Consider the following 17,140-nt stretch of genomic DNA (forward strand, 5'->3'; position numbering starts at 1 on the left):
CTGTACTCACATGATTCAGTGGGTCTGGGACATGTGCGTCGGAATCTGGCACTGGCCCACGCGCTGAACAATCAGCTTCCCGGCCTGATCGGCCGCCCCGTCACCGGAATCCTCATCACGGGCACAGCCCTCGCACCGGCATTCCGGTTGCCCGAGGGGTGGGACTGGGTGCTCCTTCCCGGTGTGGCGAAGGGTTCCGCGGGCTACCTGCCGCGGAACCTGACCCTGCCCATGGGGGAGCTCGTGCCATTGCGGGCCAGGCTGCTGCAGGCAACGCTGGCCGGCTTCTCCCCCCACCTCGTGGTGGTGGACCGGCACGCCACGGGCGTTCATGGCGAACTCGAAACAGCCTTGCGCCACGCCCGCACCGCCGGGCCCGTGCGCGTGGTGCTGGGCCTCCGCGAAGTCCTTGACTCGCCCGCCGCGGCCCTCGCCGAATGGGCCAGGGTGGGCGGTCCCCGCGTGGTGAAGGACCTGTTCGATGCAATCTGGGTCTACGGCGATCCCGCAGTCCACGATCCCGTAGCCGCCGGCGAAATACCGTTCGCCCTCCGAAAGCTCATCCGGTACACGGGCTACCTCGCCGTGGGGCGCCCTTCGGCCTCCGGCACCAGCTGCATGCCCGGGCGGTACTGCATGACGACGGTCGGCGGCGGCTCGGACGGCTATGCCCTGGCCAGCGTCGCCGTCGCCACGCCGGTCCCGGACGGGCTGGGACACCTCGTGGTCGCCGGACCGCAGATGCCCGCCGAGCAGCTCGACGACCTCCGGCAGCGGGCCCGCCCCGGCGTCAAAGTGGTCGCCGCAGTCGATGACATCGTGTTCCACATCCGGCACGCCGGCGCCGTCGTGGCCATGGGCGGCTACAACACGGTGTGCGAAATCATGAGCACCCCTGTCCCGGCCCTGATCGTGCCCCGCACGCAGTCGCGCGCCGAGCAGCGGATCAGGGCCGCCTCCCTCGCCGCGGCCGGGTACCTGGAGCAACACGAGATTGACACGCTGACGCCGGAGATTCTGGCAGCCTGGCTGGCTGCCCGGTTCGGCACCACCGTGGACCGCCGTCGTGCGGTGCTGGACGGCCTGATCCGGGTTCCGCAGCTGGCCGCTGAGCTGCTGCGGCCGCTGGCCACTACCGGGCTGGCCCATGCGGATCGGGACAGTGCCGATCAGGTCACCGCCGAACGGGCCAGTGCCGAACATTTCAGCGCGGACGAAAGCGATGCCGCAGCGGGCGTGAAAGGTGCCAGCCGTGTCGCCGTTTGAACCCGGGACGGCGTACGTCCTGAAGATGTACCCGCGGTTCTCCGAAACGTTCATCGTTTCGGAGATCCTGGCCCGCGAGGCCGCCGGGGACCGGATCGAAATCTTCTCGCTCCGTCCCACCGACGACCCCCGGTTCCACCCCGAGCTCGCCCGGGTCCAGGCACCGGTGACGTACATTGACCGGCCCATCAAGACTGTGGCCCTGTGGGAAAGCCTCCGGATGGCCGACGCGGCCGGGCTCACAGCCGCCGTCGGCCGGAATTTGGGCGAACTCGCCGCCGCCTCGGCAGACGACGCCGTGCAGGCCATCAACCTGGCCACCGCGCTGCAGGACCGCAACATCCGGCACATGCACGTCCACTTCGCCTCAGGATCAACCACCGTGGCCCGGCTGACGTCCCTCATTACCGGCATCCCGTTCTCGTTCACCGCGCACGCGGTGGACATCTTCCATGAATCGGTCCAGGACGAGGACCTGCGGCTCAAGCTCGAGCAGGCCCACCACGCCGTGACCATCAGCCAGTACAACATGCGCTACCTGCGCCGCCGCTTCCCGTCCTCGACGGCCCGGCTCCATCTGGTGCGCAACGGCCTGGAACTGGAGCGCTTCCCGTACCGTGAGCCCTGGCCGCTCGAAGCCACCCTCCGTATCGCCGCCGTCGGGCGCCTGGTGGAGAAAAAGGGCTTCCAGTATCTGTTGCCCGCGGCCGCCGAACTGCTGGACCAAGGGGTTAAACTGGACCTCCGGATCGCCGGTACCGGGCTCATGGCCGAGGAACTGGAGGCCGGCATCGGCCAGCTCCGACTCGGCGCCCATGTCCGCCTCCTCGGCCCGCAGACCCAGGACCAGGTCCACGAGCTGCTCCACTCCTCCGATGTCTTCGTGGCGCCCTGCGTGGTCGGCGCCGACGGCAACGCGGACGGCATGCCCACGGTCCTGCTCGAGGCCATGGCCACGGGCGTCCCCTGCGTCAGCACGTCCGTCACCGGGATCCCCGAAGTAGTCCGGAACGGCTCCACCGGGGTCCTGGTCCGGCCGGGCAACCCGCACGCCCTGGCCCGCGGCATCTGCACGCTCGGCTCCCCGGCCACGGACAGGCTTGCCATGTCCCGCAACGCCCGCGCCCTGATCGAGGAGGACTACGACGTCCACCGCCAGGCCGAGCTCCTGAGGTCCCTCTCCCGTTCTGAAAGGAGAGTCGCATGACCCGCGTGGCCTATCTCTGCGCCGACCCCGGCGTTCCTGTCTTCGGCACCAAGGGCTCCTCCGTCCATGTCCAGGAAATCGTCCGGGCGTGGCGCGGCACCGGCGCCGCCGTCACCGTCTACTGCACCCTGCTCGGCACCGAGCGGCCCAGCGATCTTGCCGATCTCGACGTCGTCGAAGTCAAGCCGGAATCCGTCCCCGCCTCCGCGCGTGAACGGGCGGTCCAGGACGCCGCGCTGGGCCTGGCGGACGAGGTCCTGCGCAACGGTTGCGGGCTGTTCTACGAGCGGTATTCGCTGTTCAGCCCGGCATTGTCCGTGGTGGCACGCATCCTGGACGTGCCGTCCGTTCTTGAGGTCAATGCTCCGCTGATCGAGGAGCAGCAGCGGTACCGCCAGCTGCTCGATGTGAAGAAGGCTGAGACGGTGTTCCGCCGCAACGCCGCGACGGCCGACGTCGTGGCCTGCGTCTCGGATCCCGTGGTCCGCTGGGTGCGGGCGCGGGTGCCGACCGCCAGGACCGTGCTGGCGCCGAACGGAGTCAACGTCGAACGGATCACGGCCCGCCGCCCCGGACGCCGGAATCCGGACCACCTCACGGTCGGGTTCGTCGGAACCTTGAAGCCTTGGCACGGTGTCCCCGGCCTGCTGCACGGTGTCGCCCTGGCCAACCAGCAGACCGCGGACCCGGGCCTGCGCTGGCAGCTCCATGTGGTGGGTGACGGCCCCGGCCGGCAGGACCTCGAACGCCTCGCCGAATCCCTCGGCGTGCCGACGGTGTTCTCGGGCCCCGTCGCGCCGGCGGCGGTGCCCGGCTTCCTGGCAGATTTCGACGCCGCCGCCGCACCCTATCCCCCGGACGGACCTGGCCAGGACGATTACTTCTCGCCGCTGAAGGTTTTTGAGTACATGGCAGCCGGGCTGCCTGTGATCGCGAGCGCCGTGGGCCAGATCCCGTCCATCATCCAGGACGGCCGCACCGGGATCCTCGTCCCGCCCGGGGACCCCGCCGCGCTCGCGGACGCCCTCCTCCGGCTCGGCGAAGATCCGAATTTGCGGGAAAGGCTGGGGCTCGAGGCCCGCAACGACGCCGTGCAGCGGTTCAGCTGGAGCGGGGTGCTGTCCCGGATCACCGGGGCGCTGCCGCCTGCACGCAGACTGGCCAGGCAATGACCACCGATTCCCGGCATCTGCTTCGGAGTCCGGCGGAAAATTATCCCGCGCAGGAGAGCCTCGCGCGGCAGCGCCCTGCTGCCCGGCACCGTCCTGAGGCGCGCCACCGCCCCGCGCAGGAGGCTCCCGCGGAAGCCAGTCCCACGCAGGAGGTCCCCACAGAGACAAGTCCCATGCAGGAGGACCCCACCCGACAGCCACGGAAGCAACGGCGGCGCCCACGACTACGCCCGTTCCGCGCGCGTCGTTCCGCCAAGCCGGAGTCCGGGCTCCGCCGCACGTTGCGGTGCGTCCGCCCGTATTTGCGCGGCCATAGGCTCAGGATGACCATAGGATTCGTGGCCCTTGCCGCTGACGTCCTGCTCCGCCTGCTGGAGCCGTGGCCGGTGAAAATGGTGATCGACGGCGTGTCCCGCTCACTCGGCGCGACCATCAGGAGGCCGGGGCCCACGATCGATGCCAGCGCGGAGACGTTGTTGCTGTGCGGCGGTGCGATAGTGGCCATCAGCATCCTGCGCGCCATTGCCAACTACTGGTCCCAGATTTCATTCGCGTTGGTCGGGTCGAGGATCGCGGCCGACCTCCGGGCGCAGACCTTCCGCCATGTGCAGGGCCTATCCATGCGGCACCACACCCGGACCTCCTCCGGCGACACGGTCCAGCGCATCGTCGCCGATGTGTCGCGGCTGCAGGAAGTCGCCGTCACGGCCGGCCTGCCGTTACTGGGCAACGCGGTAACGCTCGTGGCCATGACCGGGATCATGCTGTGGCTTGACCCATTACTGGCTCTTGTCGTCTTCCTGGCCACTGCCGTGTTTGCCTTCCTCTCCCGGCGCAGTTCCGGCTCCATCACCAGCGCCGCCAGGAAGTCACGTTCGGGCGAAAGCGCCCTGGCCAGCACCGCGTCCCAGACCCTCAGCGCCATGCGCGAGGTGCAGGCCTACGGTCTCGAGGACACCATCAGTTCCAACTTCCGCAACAGCAACAAGGCGGCCCTGGGCACCGGCGTCGTCGCTCTGCGGCTAGCCGCGGGGCTTGAGCGCCGCACCGACGTGCTGATCGGCTTCGCCACCGCCGTCGTCCTGGCCGGCGGCGGCTGGCGCGTGCTGAACCACTCGATGACACCTGGCGACTTGGTGGTGTTCCTCACCTACCTCAAGACCGGGATGAAACCGCTGAAGGACCTGGCCAAACAGACCAGCCGGATAGCCCGGGCCACCGCCTCCGGCGAGCGGGTAGCAGATCTGCTGGAGGCGCAGACCGACCTCCCGGAAGCACCCAACGCGCGCGCCTTGGAAAGCCAGCACCCAGACATCGAGTTCGAGGACGTCGATGCCGGCCACGGCGAAGAAATCGCGGTTCTGCACGAGATCAATCTGCGAATTCCGGCCGGGGAACATCTGGCGCTCATCGGCCCGTCCGGGGCAGGGAAATCGACGTTGGCCAGCCTGGTCCTGCGCATGATCGATCCCATCTCCGGCACGGTCCGCGTTGGGGGCCAGGACCTGCGGGAATGCCAGATCGCGTCCGTGCGCTCCCACGTCTCCATCCTGCTGCAGGATTCCGTGCTCTTCGGAACCACTGTTCGGGAGAACATCAGGTTCGGCCGGCTGGATGCCTCCGACGCGGAAATCGAACACGCCGCGGAGCTGGCCCAGGCCGACGCCTTCATCCGCGCCCTCCCGAACGGTTACGACACGATTCTGGGCGAAGCCGCCAAGGACCTCTCCGGCGGCCAGCGCCAACGCCTCGCGATCGCCCGCGCCATCCTCCGCAAGGCCCCTATCGTGATCCTGGACGAGGCGACCGCCGGGCTCGATCCGGCATCCCGGGATTCGGTCCTCAGCGCCATGGACACACTCACCGAGGGCCGGACCTCCATCACGATCACCCACGACGTCAACGCGGCCCAATCCTGCGACCGTGTGATCTGGCTCGAAGGCGGCGAAATCATCGAAGATGGGTCACCGCAGTCATTGCTGGCCGATCCGGATTCACGCTTTGCCGGCTGGGTCCACCGGCAGCAGACCGCAGAGCCGGGTGAACTGTTCAAGGTGCCGACATGAGTACCGCCCCGCTGGGACAACTGCAGCAGGGCCAACGTCTGCAGGCGCAGCGGCGCGAAGCTGACCGTGTCCTGGCGGCCCGCGACGCCCGGATCCCGGGCCTGAACTGGGTCCTCGACGACGAGCTGCTCTCCGAGCTCCTGGGCGAAAGCGTCCGGATCATCAGGACCCGCTACAAACCGCACTCCTCGGCCCTCGTCGCCTTCCGCCGGGCCGGCTACGGGGCCGGCAGCTACGGCTGGGCGTCGACCGCAACCCCGGAGCACGTCGAGAAACTGCAGCGGCGGGCGGAGCGTTCGCAAAAGCGCGGCGGCGGCATTCGGCTTGTGCAGCCCGATGGTCCGCGCGGGGACGTCGTGGTGGCTGTCGGCCCCATCGAAGAGGACTGGCCCCTGCGCCCCAAGCTGCGGTGGCTCCGGGACCACGGACTCGGACGGCTGGGAGCACTTCCTGCGGCAGAGCGCTTCCTGGACCCCCCGGTCAGCGTGCTGAGATACAACCCGGAGCGCAGGCTCGTTGTCAGGGTCCCTTCGGCGACACTGCCCATCGTCGTCAAGACCGCCGTCCTGGTTGACGAAGCTGCAGCAGGTCCCCGATTGCGGCAGCGGCTGGAGAGCTACGGCATACCGGTCCTGCCCGAACTCGCCGACCCGGAATGCACCGCGCACGGCATCAGTGCCTCCCCGGACTGGGGCCACGGAGACCTGAGCGGCGGCGACAATGATCCGGCCGCCTACCGGACTGGCCAAGCCCTGGCGGCGATCCATGGCATGGACACGGAAACCGGAGCGGACCCGATGGCGGACATGGAGAACCTTGTACGCCAGCTCATGGCCACGCGGTCCATGGTCACCTGCCTGCTCCCCGGGCTCGAGGCTCCGGTGGACGCGCTCTCCCGCCGGCTCCTGGCAGCTGTCGGCGCCGCCAGCCCCCGAAGGCAACAGCCGGTGATGGTCCATGGTGACTTTTCGGCGGACCAGGTCCTGGTGGACGGCCCGGCCATCCGCATCATCGATTTCGACCGCGTGACGACCTCCGACCCGGCGAGGGACCTTGGGTCCTTTGCCGCGGTGGAGGACATCGCAGACCCCGCAGGTGTGGGGCCCTTGGCCGGTGGCCGTAAGACGGCCCAGCTGATCGACGGTTACCGCGAGGCTGGCGGGCACGTATCGCAGGCCAGGGTAGAGACCTGGGCGGCGTTCCGGTTGTTCCTGAACAGCGTCGACCCGTTTCGGAACCGGGCCAGCGACTGGCCGGCCGACACGAGCTGGCATATCCGCCGAGCCCTGGAGTTGATCACATGACCTGGCACCCGCCGCTTTGGAATTACACCGACGACGCCGGTACGGCGTGGCGCGTCCGCAATGCGTGGCCCGATATGGAACCCGGAGAGTACCTGCTGGAGGTCGAGGCTGCGGGACGCCCCGGTGTCCGGGGAGCACATCTGAGCCATGGCCACTTTGAGATCCTGCCGGAGGACGATCCCGGGCTGCCGGCCCTTCGTACCGAAAGACAGCACGGGGAAATCATTGCCCACTGGCCGTACAGGCGGGCGATCATCCAGGCGGAGGGCTGCTACATCAAGGTCTTCCGGCCCGGCAGGGCCGCGGTCCCGGCCGAACGGTACGCTCAGATAGACCTCCTGCTGGACGCCGGCGCCTTTATGGCGCCCCAGGTGCTTCAGAGCTCCCCGGACACCCTCGTTTTGAGCACCCTCTCCGGACGGACGCTGGGCGAAATCGGCGAGGACTACGTCACGATCGGCGAGAAGGAGTTTGCCGGCGCATGGGAAAAATGGTCCAGCGCGTGGCTCGCCCAGCTGAGCGCGGCGTCTGACGTCAGGAGACAAAACGTTCTGGGGGCCCTCCCGGTCCTTTCACCCGAGGTGGAAGCGAAGGCCGTGGCCAGCAGGTTGAAACTGTGGCTGCACCACACAGAGAATGTTCCGGAACTGTCCACCCAACGCGACACCTTGATCGCCATGGCAGATTACGTCACGGCGAACCTGCTCGGTGCGGCACCGGACCCGCTGGTATGGGCCCACGGAGACCTGCACGACCGGCAGATCATCGCCGGCGACGGCCGGTCCCCGTTCGGACTGCTGGACTTCGACGATACTGCCCGGGCCGAGGCCGCCCGCGACCTCGCCTACCTGGACTTCCATCTGGAGCGGCGAATGTGGCGCAATAACCTAACGTCGGCGCGATACCTAAAGGCCCACACGGAGGTGCTGGCCGTCGCCGAGCAATTGCAGGTCAGCCCGGATCGGTTCGGTGCATACGGGGACGCGCGCTGGTTGCGGCTGGCCTGTTCTTCGTTCCCTTCGGGCTCATTGCTGGCGACCCGCGTTCTCGAGGACCGGGTAAAGCATCGTGAGTCCTTCGGAGCCACCGTCCTGGCCGCCAGCCGGCCCCTCGAATCCCGGAGCTGATCCACATGGGCTGGCACCCGCCCGTCCCGGCCGCCATCCTGGATGCCGACAACTTCGAATGGCAGGTCATACGGTCCTGGCCCGACGACTCCGCGGAGGACTATGTTCTGGAGCTTGCGGCCCCGGATCGGGCAGGAGTCCGGGCAGCCCACCTCCGGGCGGGGCAGCTGGAGCTCCTGCGGGACGGCCGCGACCGGCGCCTCCCCGCCCTGAAGCTCGCTTCGCCGCTGGGGATGGTGGTAGTACACCGGGCCCACAAGCGTGCCGTGGTCCGGGCCGGGGAGCACTACCTCAAGATCTTTCGGGTCCTCCAGGCCGACGAAGCAGTGGGCAGACACGCCCGGATGAACGAGCTCCTCGGCGCCGAGGATTTCCTCACCCCGGATATTGTCTCCAGCAGCCCGGGTTGCCTCACCCTCATGGCGTTGCCCGGGCGCTCCCTGTTCGAGCTGGGAAACGACCCCGGCGTCAGCGATGCGCTGTTCGAACATGCCTGGCAAGAATGGTCGCGGGCCTGGGTCCGGCAGCATTCCCTGGCCCGGACTCCGGCGCACCGCCCTACCCTCGAGGCGCTCCCACCCCGGCCGGCCGCCGTCGAACTGGAAAACCTGCGGCACGCAGTGAACCGATGGCTCGTGCACGCCCGGGACGTTCCGGCGGCTCAGGCGCAGAACATCGCCGTGCGCGTGGCCGCAGGGCAGACCGCCGAAAAGCTGCTCCGGACCGATCCGGATCCGCTGGTGTGGTCCCACGGTGACCTCCACGACAAGCAGATCTTCACGGCGGGTCCCGGGGCTCCTCTGGGGCTGCTGGACTTCGACGAAGCCGGCCGGGCCGAGGCCGCTGCCGACCTCGCAAACCTTGCCGTGCACCTCCAGCTGCGCCTGCGCCAACACCGCTTGAGCGCAGAACGGTACCAAACCGCCCTCCGCCACGTCATCGCCGCTGCCGAGGAACTGCATGTCACCCCGGCGCGCTTCGACGCCTACGCAGCCGCGACCCGCCTGAGGCTCGGCTGCCTGTATTCCTTCCGGCCCCAATGGGCGGACCTGGCGGAGGACTTCCTCATTCCGGATGGTGAACAGGCTCTGGCGGCGGGAGTTCCGGCCGCTAAAGTGGAGGCCACGTACTGACTGCACACCAGATCGAAACCGCCCCACACCGAACCGCCCACACCGAACCACCGCGCATTGCGCCGAACCGGGAGGACCGCTGGCATGGCTTACATCAAGGTTGGAACCGAAAACAGCACAGACGTCGAGCTTTACTACGAGGACCACGGATCCGGCCAGGCCGTGGTCCTTATCCATGGCTACCCACTGGACGGCTCGTCGTGGGAGAAGCAGACCGCGGCGCTGCTCGGCGCGGGCTACCGTGTGATCACCTATGACCGGCGCGGCTTCGGACAGTCCAGCAAGCCCACCGAGGGCTACGACTACGACACGTTCGCGGCGGACCTCAACACCATCCTGACCACCCTCGACCTGAACGACGCCGTGCTGGTGGGCTTCTCCATGGGCACCGGCGAGGTGGGCCGCTACCTTGGAACCTACGGCTCTGCCCGGGTGGCGAAAGCCGTGTTCCTGAGCTCCCTTGAGCCATACCTCCTTCAGGCCGAGGACAACCCGGGCGGGGTCCCGCAGTCGGTGTTCGACGGGCTGATGGAGGCCGTGACGGCGGACCGGTACGCTTTCTTCACGGAATTCTTCAAGAACTTCTACAACAGCGAAGCCCTCCTCGGCACCCCCCGGCTCAGCCAGGAGGTCATGAACGCCGGCTGGAACCTCGCCACCAGTGGTGGGGCCACGGCGTCGGCGGCAGCGCAGCCGACCTGGTACACGGACTTCCGTGCCGACATCCCCAAAATTGATGTCCCGGCCCTCATTGTGCACGGCACGGCGGACAACATCCTGCCGATCGATGTCGCGGGCCGCCAATTCGCCAAGGCGCTGCCGAGCGCCGAGTATGTGGAGATCGATGGCGCCCCGCACGGCATGCTGTGGACCCACGCGGCGGAGGTCAACGAGGTTCTGCTGCGGTTCCTGGCGAGTTAGCCGGAACGAACCCTTCGGCTTTCCGCGGCGATTTCGGACAGGCGCATCCCGGATCCGGGGTGCGCCTATCCGAAACCGCCGCACTTTTCGAAAGGTGCCGCGGATCCGCCGTCCGGTTGACACCCGCCACCCGGTACGGTTCAATTTTTTGCATATGCTGAAATAACAGTTCCACGATACGAATATTTTGTCGTATAGCCCTACACCGTGGATGCCAGCATTGACACAAAGGATCTGGCACATGCTGTTGTACGACTTTAATGCCGCCGGACGCGCGGAGGCCGCCGCCGCCCTGCGCCCCTGCCTGGACATCGAGCGATGGATTGAGGAGATCGTCGGCTCGAGGCCCTTCGACAGTACGGAAATCCTCCTCCAAACCGCCGGCCGTGCGGCGGAACCGTTCACCGACGCGGAGGTGGAAGCCGCGCTGGCCCACCATCCCCGCATCGGCGAACGGGCCGCAGGAAACAGCGCGGAGGCCCGGCTCTCCCAATCGGAGCAGGCGAGCCTGGGCGCTCCGGATCCGGCCGTCGCCGCCGCCATCGCCGCCGGGAACCGGAGCTATGAAGAAAAATTCGGCCAGGTCTTCCTGATCCGCGCGGCCGGCCGCAGCCGCGAGGAGATCCTGGCGGCCCTCAACGCCCGGCTCGCCCACACTCCCGAAGAAGAACAATTGGTCATCGGCCAGCAGCTGCGCGAAATCGCGGTACTCCGACTCGAAGGACTGATAGGCGCATGAGTACTTCCCACGTCACTACCCACGTTCTGGACACGGGCTCCGGCAAGCCCGCCGCGGGCGTCGCAGTCACCTTGGACATGCTCGACGGCGAACGCTGGGTCAGGATCGCGGCCGGCGCCACGGACGATGACGGCCGCGTCAAGTCGCTCGGCCCCGACAGCCTGGGCTCCGGCACCTACCGCCTGGGCTTCGACACCGGAGCCTATTACGCGGCTGCCGGGACCGAGACCTTCTTCCCCGAAGTCACACTGACCTTTGCGGTGTCCGAATCGCAGGCCCACTACCACGTCCCGCTTCTGCTGAGCCCCTTCGCCTACTCCACCTATCGGGGCAGCTAAGCCCGGAGCAGCCAAGACCGGCTGCCAGCACCACGTCACACCCCTACCGGTCCCGGCACCGCTCCGGGCACAGGCCTCCCTGCCTGGTGGCCGGCGCAGCCATGTTCCGGCGCAGCCCGCCCGGCACCCAGGGCCAGTCACAATCGACATTTTCGCGGCGAACCGGCCCGGCCGGCCCATGACCCTTGACAGTGGCCCACGTCACTCCTAATCTGAATTTGGGATCCCAAAACGGGATCCCAAAACAAGGAAAGCTTGCCGGGCCCCGCCCTCCCAGATTCTGCACCTGATCCGAACCTGATGTCAGCGCTGACATCAGGCCCCTATCAACCGCCGCGATCGACTCAGGGCCCGCGCACAGGACGCCCCACGCTCCGGCATCCTGACCCTCAAACAAATCCCCCATCACTTGCCGGCATGTTTACTCTCTATCAAGGAGAAGTTGTGTCTCTTCCAAATACCGAAACAGCAGTACAGCCCGATGACCTCACAAGTTCCAAGGACGGCGTGCAACGGCGCACGAATGTCCGATGGAAAATGTTCCTCCTCCTGCTGGTCCTCGTGTCCGTGAACTACATCGACCGGGGATCCATCTCTGTTGCCCTGCCCATCATCCAGAAGGAATTCAATATGGCCCCGGAGCTCGTAGGCCTCCTGCTCTCGGCCTTCTTCTGGACCTACGCCCTCATGCAGATCCCGGTCGGCTGGCTGATCGACAAGTTCGGCCCCCGCAAGGTGATGACCGCGTCCTGCGTCGGCTGGGGTGCCGCAACGGCGGCCTCCGGCCTGGCCGGAGGCTTTGTCAGCATGTTCATCGCCCGCCTCGGCATCGGCGTCACCGAGGCCGGCGTCATGCCGGCCGGCGGAAAGCTGAACGCCATCTGGATGCACAAATCGGAACGCGGCCGCGGCGCCACCATCCTTGACGCCGGAGCCCCTTTGGGCGCCGGGCTCGGCGGCATCCTCATCGCAGGCCTGATCGCCTCGACGGGCAGCTGGCGGAGCTCCTTCATCATCGCCGGCGCCGCCACCGTCCTCATGGGCCTCGCCGTCTGGTGGTACGTCCGGGACAACCCCCGCCAGCACCGCGGAGTCAACGACGCCGAGGCCGAGTACATCGAGGCCTCCCACGCCGCCGAGGACGCCGAAGCCGAGCTCGACGGCAGCAAGGGCAAGCGCGCCCTGCTCCCCTACCTGAAGTTCCGTTCCTTCTGGGCCATGTGCTTCGGCTGGCTGGGCTTCAACGGCGTCTTCTACGGCCTGCTCACCTGGGGCCCGCTCTACCTGGCCCAGGCCAAGGGCTTTGACCTGAAGACCATCGGCTGGTCCACGTTCGTGATCTTCGGCGCCGGTTTCGTCGGCGAAATCCTCGGCGGCACCATCGCCGACAAATGGCGGGCATCCGGCGCCTCGGCCAACCGCGTCATGCGCACCCTCCTGGGCACCTCCAGCGTCGTAGTGATCGGCGGCCTTGTCGGTGTCACCGTCGTTGCCGACCCGACGACGGCGGTAGTCCTGCTGTCCGTCGTCATGTTCTTCCTTCGCTGGGTGGGCCTCTTCTGGAGCATCCCTTCGATCCTGGGTGGCCGGACCAACGCCGGCGTCCTGGGCGGCGCGATGAACTTCAGCGGCAACATCTCCGGCTTCGTCACCCCGATCGCGGTCGGCCTGATCGTCGGTGCCACCGGCTCATACACCTGGGCGCTGCTGTACTTCGTGGGATCCGCGATCATCATGGGCGCATCCGTGCTGACCCTGAACTACAACAAGCGGCTCCCTGTCTAAGCTAGGCCACGAAACACCAGTTCCCGAAGCCGGGAACGCAGTGCCATAAAGAACCCGAAATGGAGCACCATGCTTACCGCAGAAGAAACCCAGGACAAGGAACGCCCCCTCCGGGAGGCTGTCCGGGACACCCTCCGCAACAGGATCTTTGAAGGGCACTACGTTCCCGGCACCAGGCTGGTGGAGCGCGACCTCGCCGCCGAATTCAACGTCTCCCGACTCCCGGTCCGCGAGGCGCTGCGAATGCTGCGCCAGGAAGGCCTGGTCAGCGACCGCGGCGCTCGCGGGGCCGAAGTCAGCTCGCTCAGCCCCAAAGACGTGGAGGATCTCTTCGACGTCCGCCAGTCGCTCGAAGTGCTGGCCTGCAGGCTGGCCGCGGCCCGCGCCACACCGGAGGACCTCAGTGCGCTGGAAGCCTTGTTGGACGCGGCCGAGCTCTCTCTAGCCAGGGGCGCCATTATGGACGCCCACCGGGCCAACAGCGAATTCCACGATGCCATCACCCGGATCGCCAACAACGGCTTCCTCAAATCGGCGCTCGAACCCCTCCAGGGCCGGATGCACTGGCTGTTCCGGCATGTGAGCGACCTCCCCGAACTCATCGAAGAACATCGGGCGCTCTACACCGCGATCGCCAGCGGTGACCCTGACCGGGCGGCTGCCCAGTCGGCGTCGCACATCGACAAATACCGGGAACAGTTTCCGGAGAATTTCCGCCGGACGGAACCCGACCTTCATCGGAAGAAGTAATGAAACTCCTTGTCATCAACCCCAACATCAGCAACGATGTCACTTCGCTGATCGAATCCGAAGCCCGGCGTTCAGCCTCGCCCGGAACCGAACTGGTAGTCCGGACCGCCGGCCACGGCGTCGAATACATCGAAACCCGCTTTGAATCGCTGATCGCCGCCGGTGCCGTCGCCGAAATCATCGCTGAGTACACTCGCGACGGCGCCAGCGTCGACGGCGTGGTGGTCGCCGCATTCGGCGACCCAGGGATGCCGGCGCTGAAGGAACTCGCCGACGTCCCCGTCATCGGAATTACCGAGGCGGCACTCTGCGCCGCCGCCCTGCAGGGGCACCGGTTCTCGATCATCGCCATCTCGGACCGGATCCGGCCCTGGTATCTGGACTGCGTTGAACGGTTCGGGCTCGCCGGCCGGCTGGCCTCGATCCGCTCCATCAACGAGAGCCTCAACGGCATCGGTTCCGTGCAGCAGGACTTCAAGGAGACCCTGCTGGCGCTCAGCCGCCAGGCCGTCGCCGAGGACGGGGCCGACGTCGTGATCCTCGCCGGCGCGCCGCTCGCCGGACTTGCCCGCGAGCTTGCAGGCCAGATCCCCGTCCCCGTGGTGGACGGCATTTCCGCTGGCATCCAGATGGCCCAGTCCGTAGTCAACCTCCAATCCGGCCCGCACCGGGCCGGCGCCTTCGCGCCGCCACCGGTCAAGGCCCGCAAGGGGCTCTCGAAAAACCTCGATGCCGCCCTCACGACGGCGCAGCACGCCACCCGGCTGCCCGCACCGTCCCACTAATTTTCTTTCTCGAAGGAGGACAACGATGTCCCACACCCCAGACCTTGTCATTGCCAACGGCACCGTGGTCAACAGTTTCGGCCGCCAGAATGTGCACGTCGTGGTGCACGGCAGGACGATCGTCCAGCTCGTGGACGCTTCTGAGCCGGTCCCCGCTGCCGCCAGGACCATCGACGCCGCCGCCCAGCTGGTGATTCCGGGTGGTGTGGACGGCCACTGCCATGTCGCCCAGGTAACCGGACGGTTCCGTACCCTGGACGACTACCGGACAACATCCGCCGCTGCCCTCTGGGGCGGCACCACCACCATTATCGACTTCGGCATCCCCCGCGACGCCCGCGAGACCCCGCTGGCCGCGGTGTTGCACAAGAAGGAACTGGCACGCGAGTCCCGCTGCGACGTCGCCCTGCACGGCTCGGTGGTCCTGTGGGACGAGACTGTGCCGTGGCAGCTCGAACAGCTCGCCGCCGAAGGTGTCCGTTCGGTCAAGATGTACACCACGAACCGGGGCACCACCATGGCCGACGGGGACACCATCCTGAAGGTCATGCGCGAGATGGTCCGACTCGACGGCCTTACCTACATCCACGCCGAACACGATCCCATCATTGCCGACTGCACCCAGCAGCATGCGGACGACGGCCGCATCGGCATCGAACACCTGCACCGGACCCGGCCCGAACTCGCGGAGGAGATCTCGGTCAAGGAGACCCTGGCGATGGCCGAGTACACCAACGCTCCCGTCTACTTTGTGCACCAGTCCACGCCGGGGGCCGTAGACCTCGTCGCCGGGGCCCGCAGCCACGGAATGGACGCCTTCTCGGAAACGTGCCCGCACTACCTCACCCTGGACGACACCGTCTACGGCACGTCCTTCCCCGAGTGGTACGCCTGCTGCCCGCCGATGCGCAGCCCCGAGACCGTCGCCGCGCTGCGGGACCGGCTTGCCGCCGGAGCCATCCACACGGTGGCCTCGGACCACTCCTGCTACGACCTCACGCAAAAGCGCGAGCGGTCCGATGACATCCGCGCCATGCCGCACGGCCTGCCGGGAGTGGAAACCCGCATGCCTGTCACCTTCACCGCCATGATGGACGCCACCGGCGGGGCAGCCCGGGTGGAGGATTTCGTGGAAGTGTTCGCCGCCGGTCCGGCCCGGATCAACGCCCTGCCGGGCAAGGGAACGATCGCAGCAGGGTACGACGCCGACCTCGTCGTCTTCGATCCCGCACAGGAACGCACCGTTGACGGCGCTGCCCTGCACATGGGAACGGATTTCTCGCCGTTCGACGGCAGGACGCTCACCGGCTGGCCCGCCGTCGTGGTCTCCGCCGGACGCGTGGTGCTGGACGCCAGCGGCTTCCATGACCCCGGCCCCGTGGGCCGGTTCGTGGCCCGCAACGGTTTCCGCGAACACCAGGCCGCCACGGCCGCCGGCCCCGTCAGCGCCACCCCCGCCCCCGCCGCTGTCTACCCCGCTGCCCGCTAGGAGCACCCATGCCTTCCGTAACCCGCCCCACCCGTATCGGCATGATCGTGCCGTCCTCCAACACCTGCCTGGAGCCGCAAAGCTACCGGATCCTCGGCGACCGCGACGACGTGACAATCCACTTCGCCAGGATCCAGGTCACGCGGATCGCCCTCGACGATTCCTCCGACCGGCAATTTGATGCCCCGGCAATGCGGGCCGCCGCCGAGATCCTGGCGACCGCCGACGTCGACGTCATCGCGTGGAACGGCACTTCAGGATCGTGGCTCGGCGCCGATCACGACCGCGAACTCGTCAAGGGAATACAGGACGCCACCGGCATTCCCGCCACCACCTCCACACTGGCCTACATGGAGGCCTTCCGGTCGTTCGGCACCGAGCGGATCGGGCTGTTCACCCCGTACACGGAGGACGTCAACGAACGGATCGTGGCGTCCTACGAACGGGACGGGATCAAAACACTTGACCACCGTTTCCTCGGCCTGAGCGACAACGAATCATTCGCCCGGGTCTCCGACGCCGAGATGCGGCCCGGATCGCTGGAACTCGCGGCACAGAACCCGGACGCGCTCGTGTACCTCTGCACCAATCTCTACGGTGCCAACATCGCGGAGGAAATCGAGGCGGCCATGGGCGTTCCCGTGCTCGATTCGGTGGCCGTGACCCTGTGGCACTGCCTCAAAATGGCCGGCGCCCCGCTGCTCTCCCCGCGGTGGGGCAGGCTGCTCACCTCAGCCTGACCGCCAAGGCAACGCAGGGTCAGATACGGCCGATGCCGGGCTGCTTTATGGGCCGCATCTGACCCCGCGTTGCTTTGTGTACCGACCTTTCAACCGATTGTGACTGCCGGGCCGCGGTGATGCGCCGCTGATGTTGACGCGTCCCAGCCCCTCTCGATAATCTCGAAATGCAAGAAAGTTTTTTCACATAATGAAAAATATTGACCACCATTCAACGATGAAGAGTGAGGTGGACGTGGCTGCAGGAGAAGATACCTCCCATATCCTCAGCGGGTTGACAAACCAGCTGCCTGATCGTGATCCGGAAGAGACCGCCGA

Annotated in this window: 15 protein-coding genes; all 15 read left to right on the forward strand. The window is 67.2% G+C overall.

Translation table 11 applies throughout. The features are described from left to right. The first annotated feature begins 33 nt into the window (after nt 1-33). The 15 genes from AC1DRO_RS15040 (at nt 34) to AC1DRO_RS15110 (ending at nt 16,822) form a co-directional block, all read left to right on the forward strand. Nucleotides 34-1,266 (forward strand): glycosyltransferase family protein, encoded by a 1,233-nt coding sequence (locus AC1DRO_RS15040; RefSeq protein WP_476951431.1) that lies wholly within the window; start codon nt 34-36, stop codon nt 1,264-1,266. After that, nucleotides 1,253-2,473, forward strand: a complete 1,221-nt coding sequence (locus AC1DRO_RS15045; RefSeq protein WP_476951432.1) for a glycosyltransferase — start codon at nt 1,253-1,255, stop codon at nt 2,471-2,473. Before AC1DRO_RS15040 ends, AC1DRO_RS15045 begins: the two co-directional genes overlap by 14 nt. Further along, nucleotides 2,470-3,645 (forward strand): glycosyltransferase, encoded by a 1,176-nt coding sequence (locus tag AC1DRO_RS15050; RefSeq protein WP_476951433.1) that lies wholly within the window; start codon nt 2,470-2,472, stop codon nt 3,643-3,645. Before AC1DRO_RS15045 ends, AC1DRO_RS15050 begins: the two co-directional genes overlap by 4 nt. 323 nt (nt 3,646-3,968) lie before the next feature. Continuing rightward, complete coding sequence (locus AC1DRO_RS15055) at nt 3,969-5,711, forward strand: ABC transporter ATP-binding protein (RefSeq protein ID WP_476951434.1); 1,743 nt, start codon at nt 3,969-3,971, stop codon at nt 5,709-5,711. Beyond that, on the forward strand, nt 5,708-7,015 hold the full coding sequence (locus AC1DRO_RS15060; protein ID WP_476951435.1) for a phosphotransferase family protein: 1,308 nt from the start codon (nt 5,708-5,710) through the stop codon (nt 7,013-7,015). Before AC1DRO_RS15055 ends, AC1DRO_RS15060 begins: the two co-directional genes overlap by 4 nt. Further along, nucleotides 7,012-8,142: a phosphotransferase gene (locus AC1DRO_RS15065; protein ID WP_476951436.1), complete on the forward strand. Its 1,131-nt coding sequence runs from the start codon at nt 7,012-7,014 to the stop codon at nt 8,140-8,142. The genes AC1DRO_RS15060 and AC1DRO_RS15065 overlap by 4 nt, the downstream gene beginning before the upstream one ends. A gap of 5 nt (nt 8,143-8,147) precedes the next feature. Continuing rightward, the gene (locus AC1DRO_RS15070; RefSeq protein WP_476951437.1) at nt 8,148-9,275 is read left to right on the forward strand and encodes a phosphotransferase; all 1,128 of its coding nucleotides are present in this window, start codon (nt 8,148-8,150) and stop codon (nt 9,273-9,275) included. Nucleotides 9,276-9,359: 84 nt separating this feature from the next. After that, the gene (locus AC1DRO_RS15075) at nt 9,360-10,196 is read left to right on the forward strand and encodes an alpha/beta fold hydrolase (protein ID WP_476951438.1); all 837 of its coding nucleotides are present in this window, start codon (nt 9,360-9,362) and stop codon (nt 10,194-10,196) included. Nucleotides 10,197-10,437: 241 nt separating this feature from the next. Beyond that, entirely contained in the window at nt 10,438-10,935 is a 498-nt protein-coding gene (gene uraD, locus AC1DRO_RS15080; RefSeq protein ID WP_476951439.1) for a 2-oxo-4-hydroxy-4-carboxy-5-ureidoimidazoline decarboxylase, read from the forward strand. Then, nucleotides 10,932-11,273 carry a hydroxyisourate hydrolase gene (gene uraH, locus AC1DRO_RS15085; protein WP_028275849.1) on the forward strand — a complete coding sequence of 114 codons (342 nt, stop codon included), beginning with the start codon at nt 10,932-10,934 and terminating at the stop codon, nt 11,271-11,273. Before uraD ends, uraH begins: the two co-directional genes overlap by 4 nt. A gap of 444 nt (nt 11,274-11,717) precedes the next feature. Next, entirely contained in the window at nt 11,718-13,058 is a 1,341-nt protein-coding gene (locus AC1DRO_RS15090; protein WP_476858189.1) for an MFS transporter, read from the forward strand. Between the two features lie 69 nt (nt 13,059-13,127). Beyond that, on the forward strand, nt 13,128-13,808 hold the full coding sequence (locus tag AC1DRO_RS15095; RefSeq protein WP_476951440.1) for a GntR family transcriptional regulator: 681 nt from the start codon (nt 13,128-13,130) through the stop codon (nt 13,806-13,808). After that, a complete protein-coding gene (locus AC1DRO_RS15100; protein WP_230009168.1) occupies nt 13,808-14,593 on the forward strand; it encodes an aspartate/glutamate racemase family protein in 786 nt (261 codons plus the stop codon). The genes AC1DRO_RS15095 and AC1DRO_RS15100 overlap by 1 nt, the downstream gene beginning before the upstream one ends. 25 nt (nt 14,594-14,618) lie before the next feature. Continuing rightward, the gene (locus tag AC1DRO_RS15105; RefSeq protein ID WP_476951441.1) at nt 14,619-16,082 is read left to right on the forward strand and encodes an amidohydrolase family protein; all 1,464 of its coding nucleotides are present in this window, start codon (nt 14,619-14,621) and stop codon (nt 16,080-16,082) included. Between the two features lie 8 nt (nt 16,083-16,090). Then, nucleotides 16,091-16,822 (forward strand): maleate cis-trans isomerase family protein, encoded by a 732-nt coding sequence (locus tag AC1DRO_RS15110; protein ID WP_476951442.1) that lies wholly within the window; start codon nt 16,091-16,093, stop codon nt 16,820-16,822. The last annotated feature ends 318 nt before the right edge of the window (nt 16,823-17,140 follow it).

It is taken from the genome of Arthrobacter sp. P4_F11 (assembly GCF_056401395.1).

Coding starts and splice junctions, on each gene's coding strand:
- AC1DRO_RS15110 (WP_476951442.1), top strand. CDS start 16,091: ATGCCTTCCGTAACCCGCCCCACCCGTATCGGCATGATCGTGCCGTCC.
- AC1DRO_RS15100 (WP_230009168.1), top strand. CDS start 13,808: ATGAAACTCCTTGTCATCAACCCCAACATCAGCAACGATGTCACTTCG.
- AC1DRO_RS15075 (WP_476951438.1), top strand. CDS start 9,360: ATGGCTTACATCAAGGTTGGAACCGAAAACAGCACAGACGTCGAGCTT.
- AC1DRO_RS15095 (WP_476951440.1), top strand. CDS start 13,128: ATGCTTACCGCAGAAGAAACCCAGGACAAGGAACGCCCCCTCCGGGAG.
- AC1DRO_RS15060 (WP_476951435.1), top strand. CDS start 5,708: ATGAGTACCGCCCCGCTGGGACAACTGCAGCAGGGCCAACGTCTGCAG.
- uraD (WP_476951439.1), top strand. CDS start 10,438: ATGCTGTTGTACGACTTTAATGCCGCCGGACGCGCGGAGGCCGCCGCC.
- AC1DRO_RS15055 (WP_476951434.1), top strand. CDS start 3,969: ATGACCATAGGATTCGTGGCCCTTGCCGCTGACGTCCTGCTCCGCCTG.
- uraH (WP_028275849.1), top strand. CDS start 10,932: ATGAGTACTTCCCACGTCACTACCCACGTTCTGGACACGGGCTCCGGC.
- AC1DRO_RS15050 (WP_476951433.1), top strand. CDS start 2,470: ATGACCCGCGTGGCCTATCTCTGCGCCGACCCCGGCGTTCCTGTCTTC.
- AC1DRO_RS15070 (WP_476951437.1), top strand. CDS start 8,148: ATGGGCTGGCACCCGCCCGTCCCGGCCGCCATCCTGGATGCCGACAAC.
- AC1DRO_RS15065 (WP_476951436.1), top strand. CDS start 7,012: ATGACCTGGCACCCGCCGCTTTGGAATTACACCGACGACGCCGGTACG.
- AC1DRO_RS15105 (WP_476951441.1), top strand. CDS start 14,619: ATGTCCCACACCCCAGACCTTGTCATTGCCAACGGCACCGTGGTCAAC.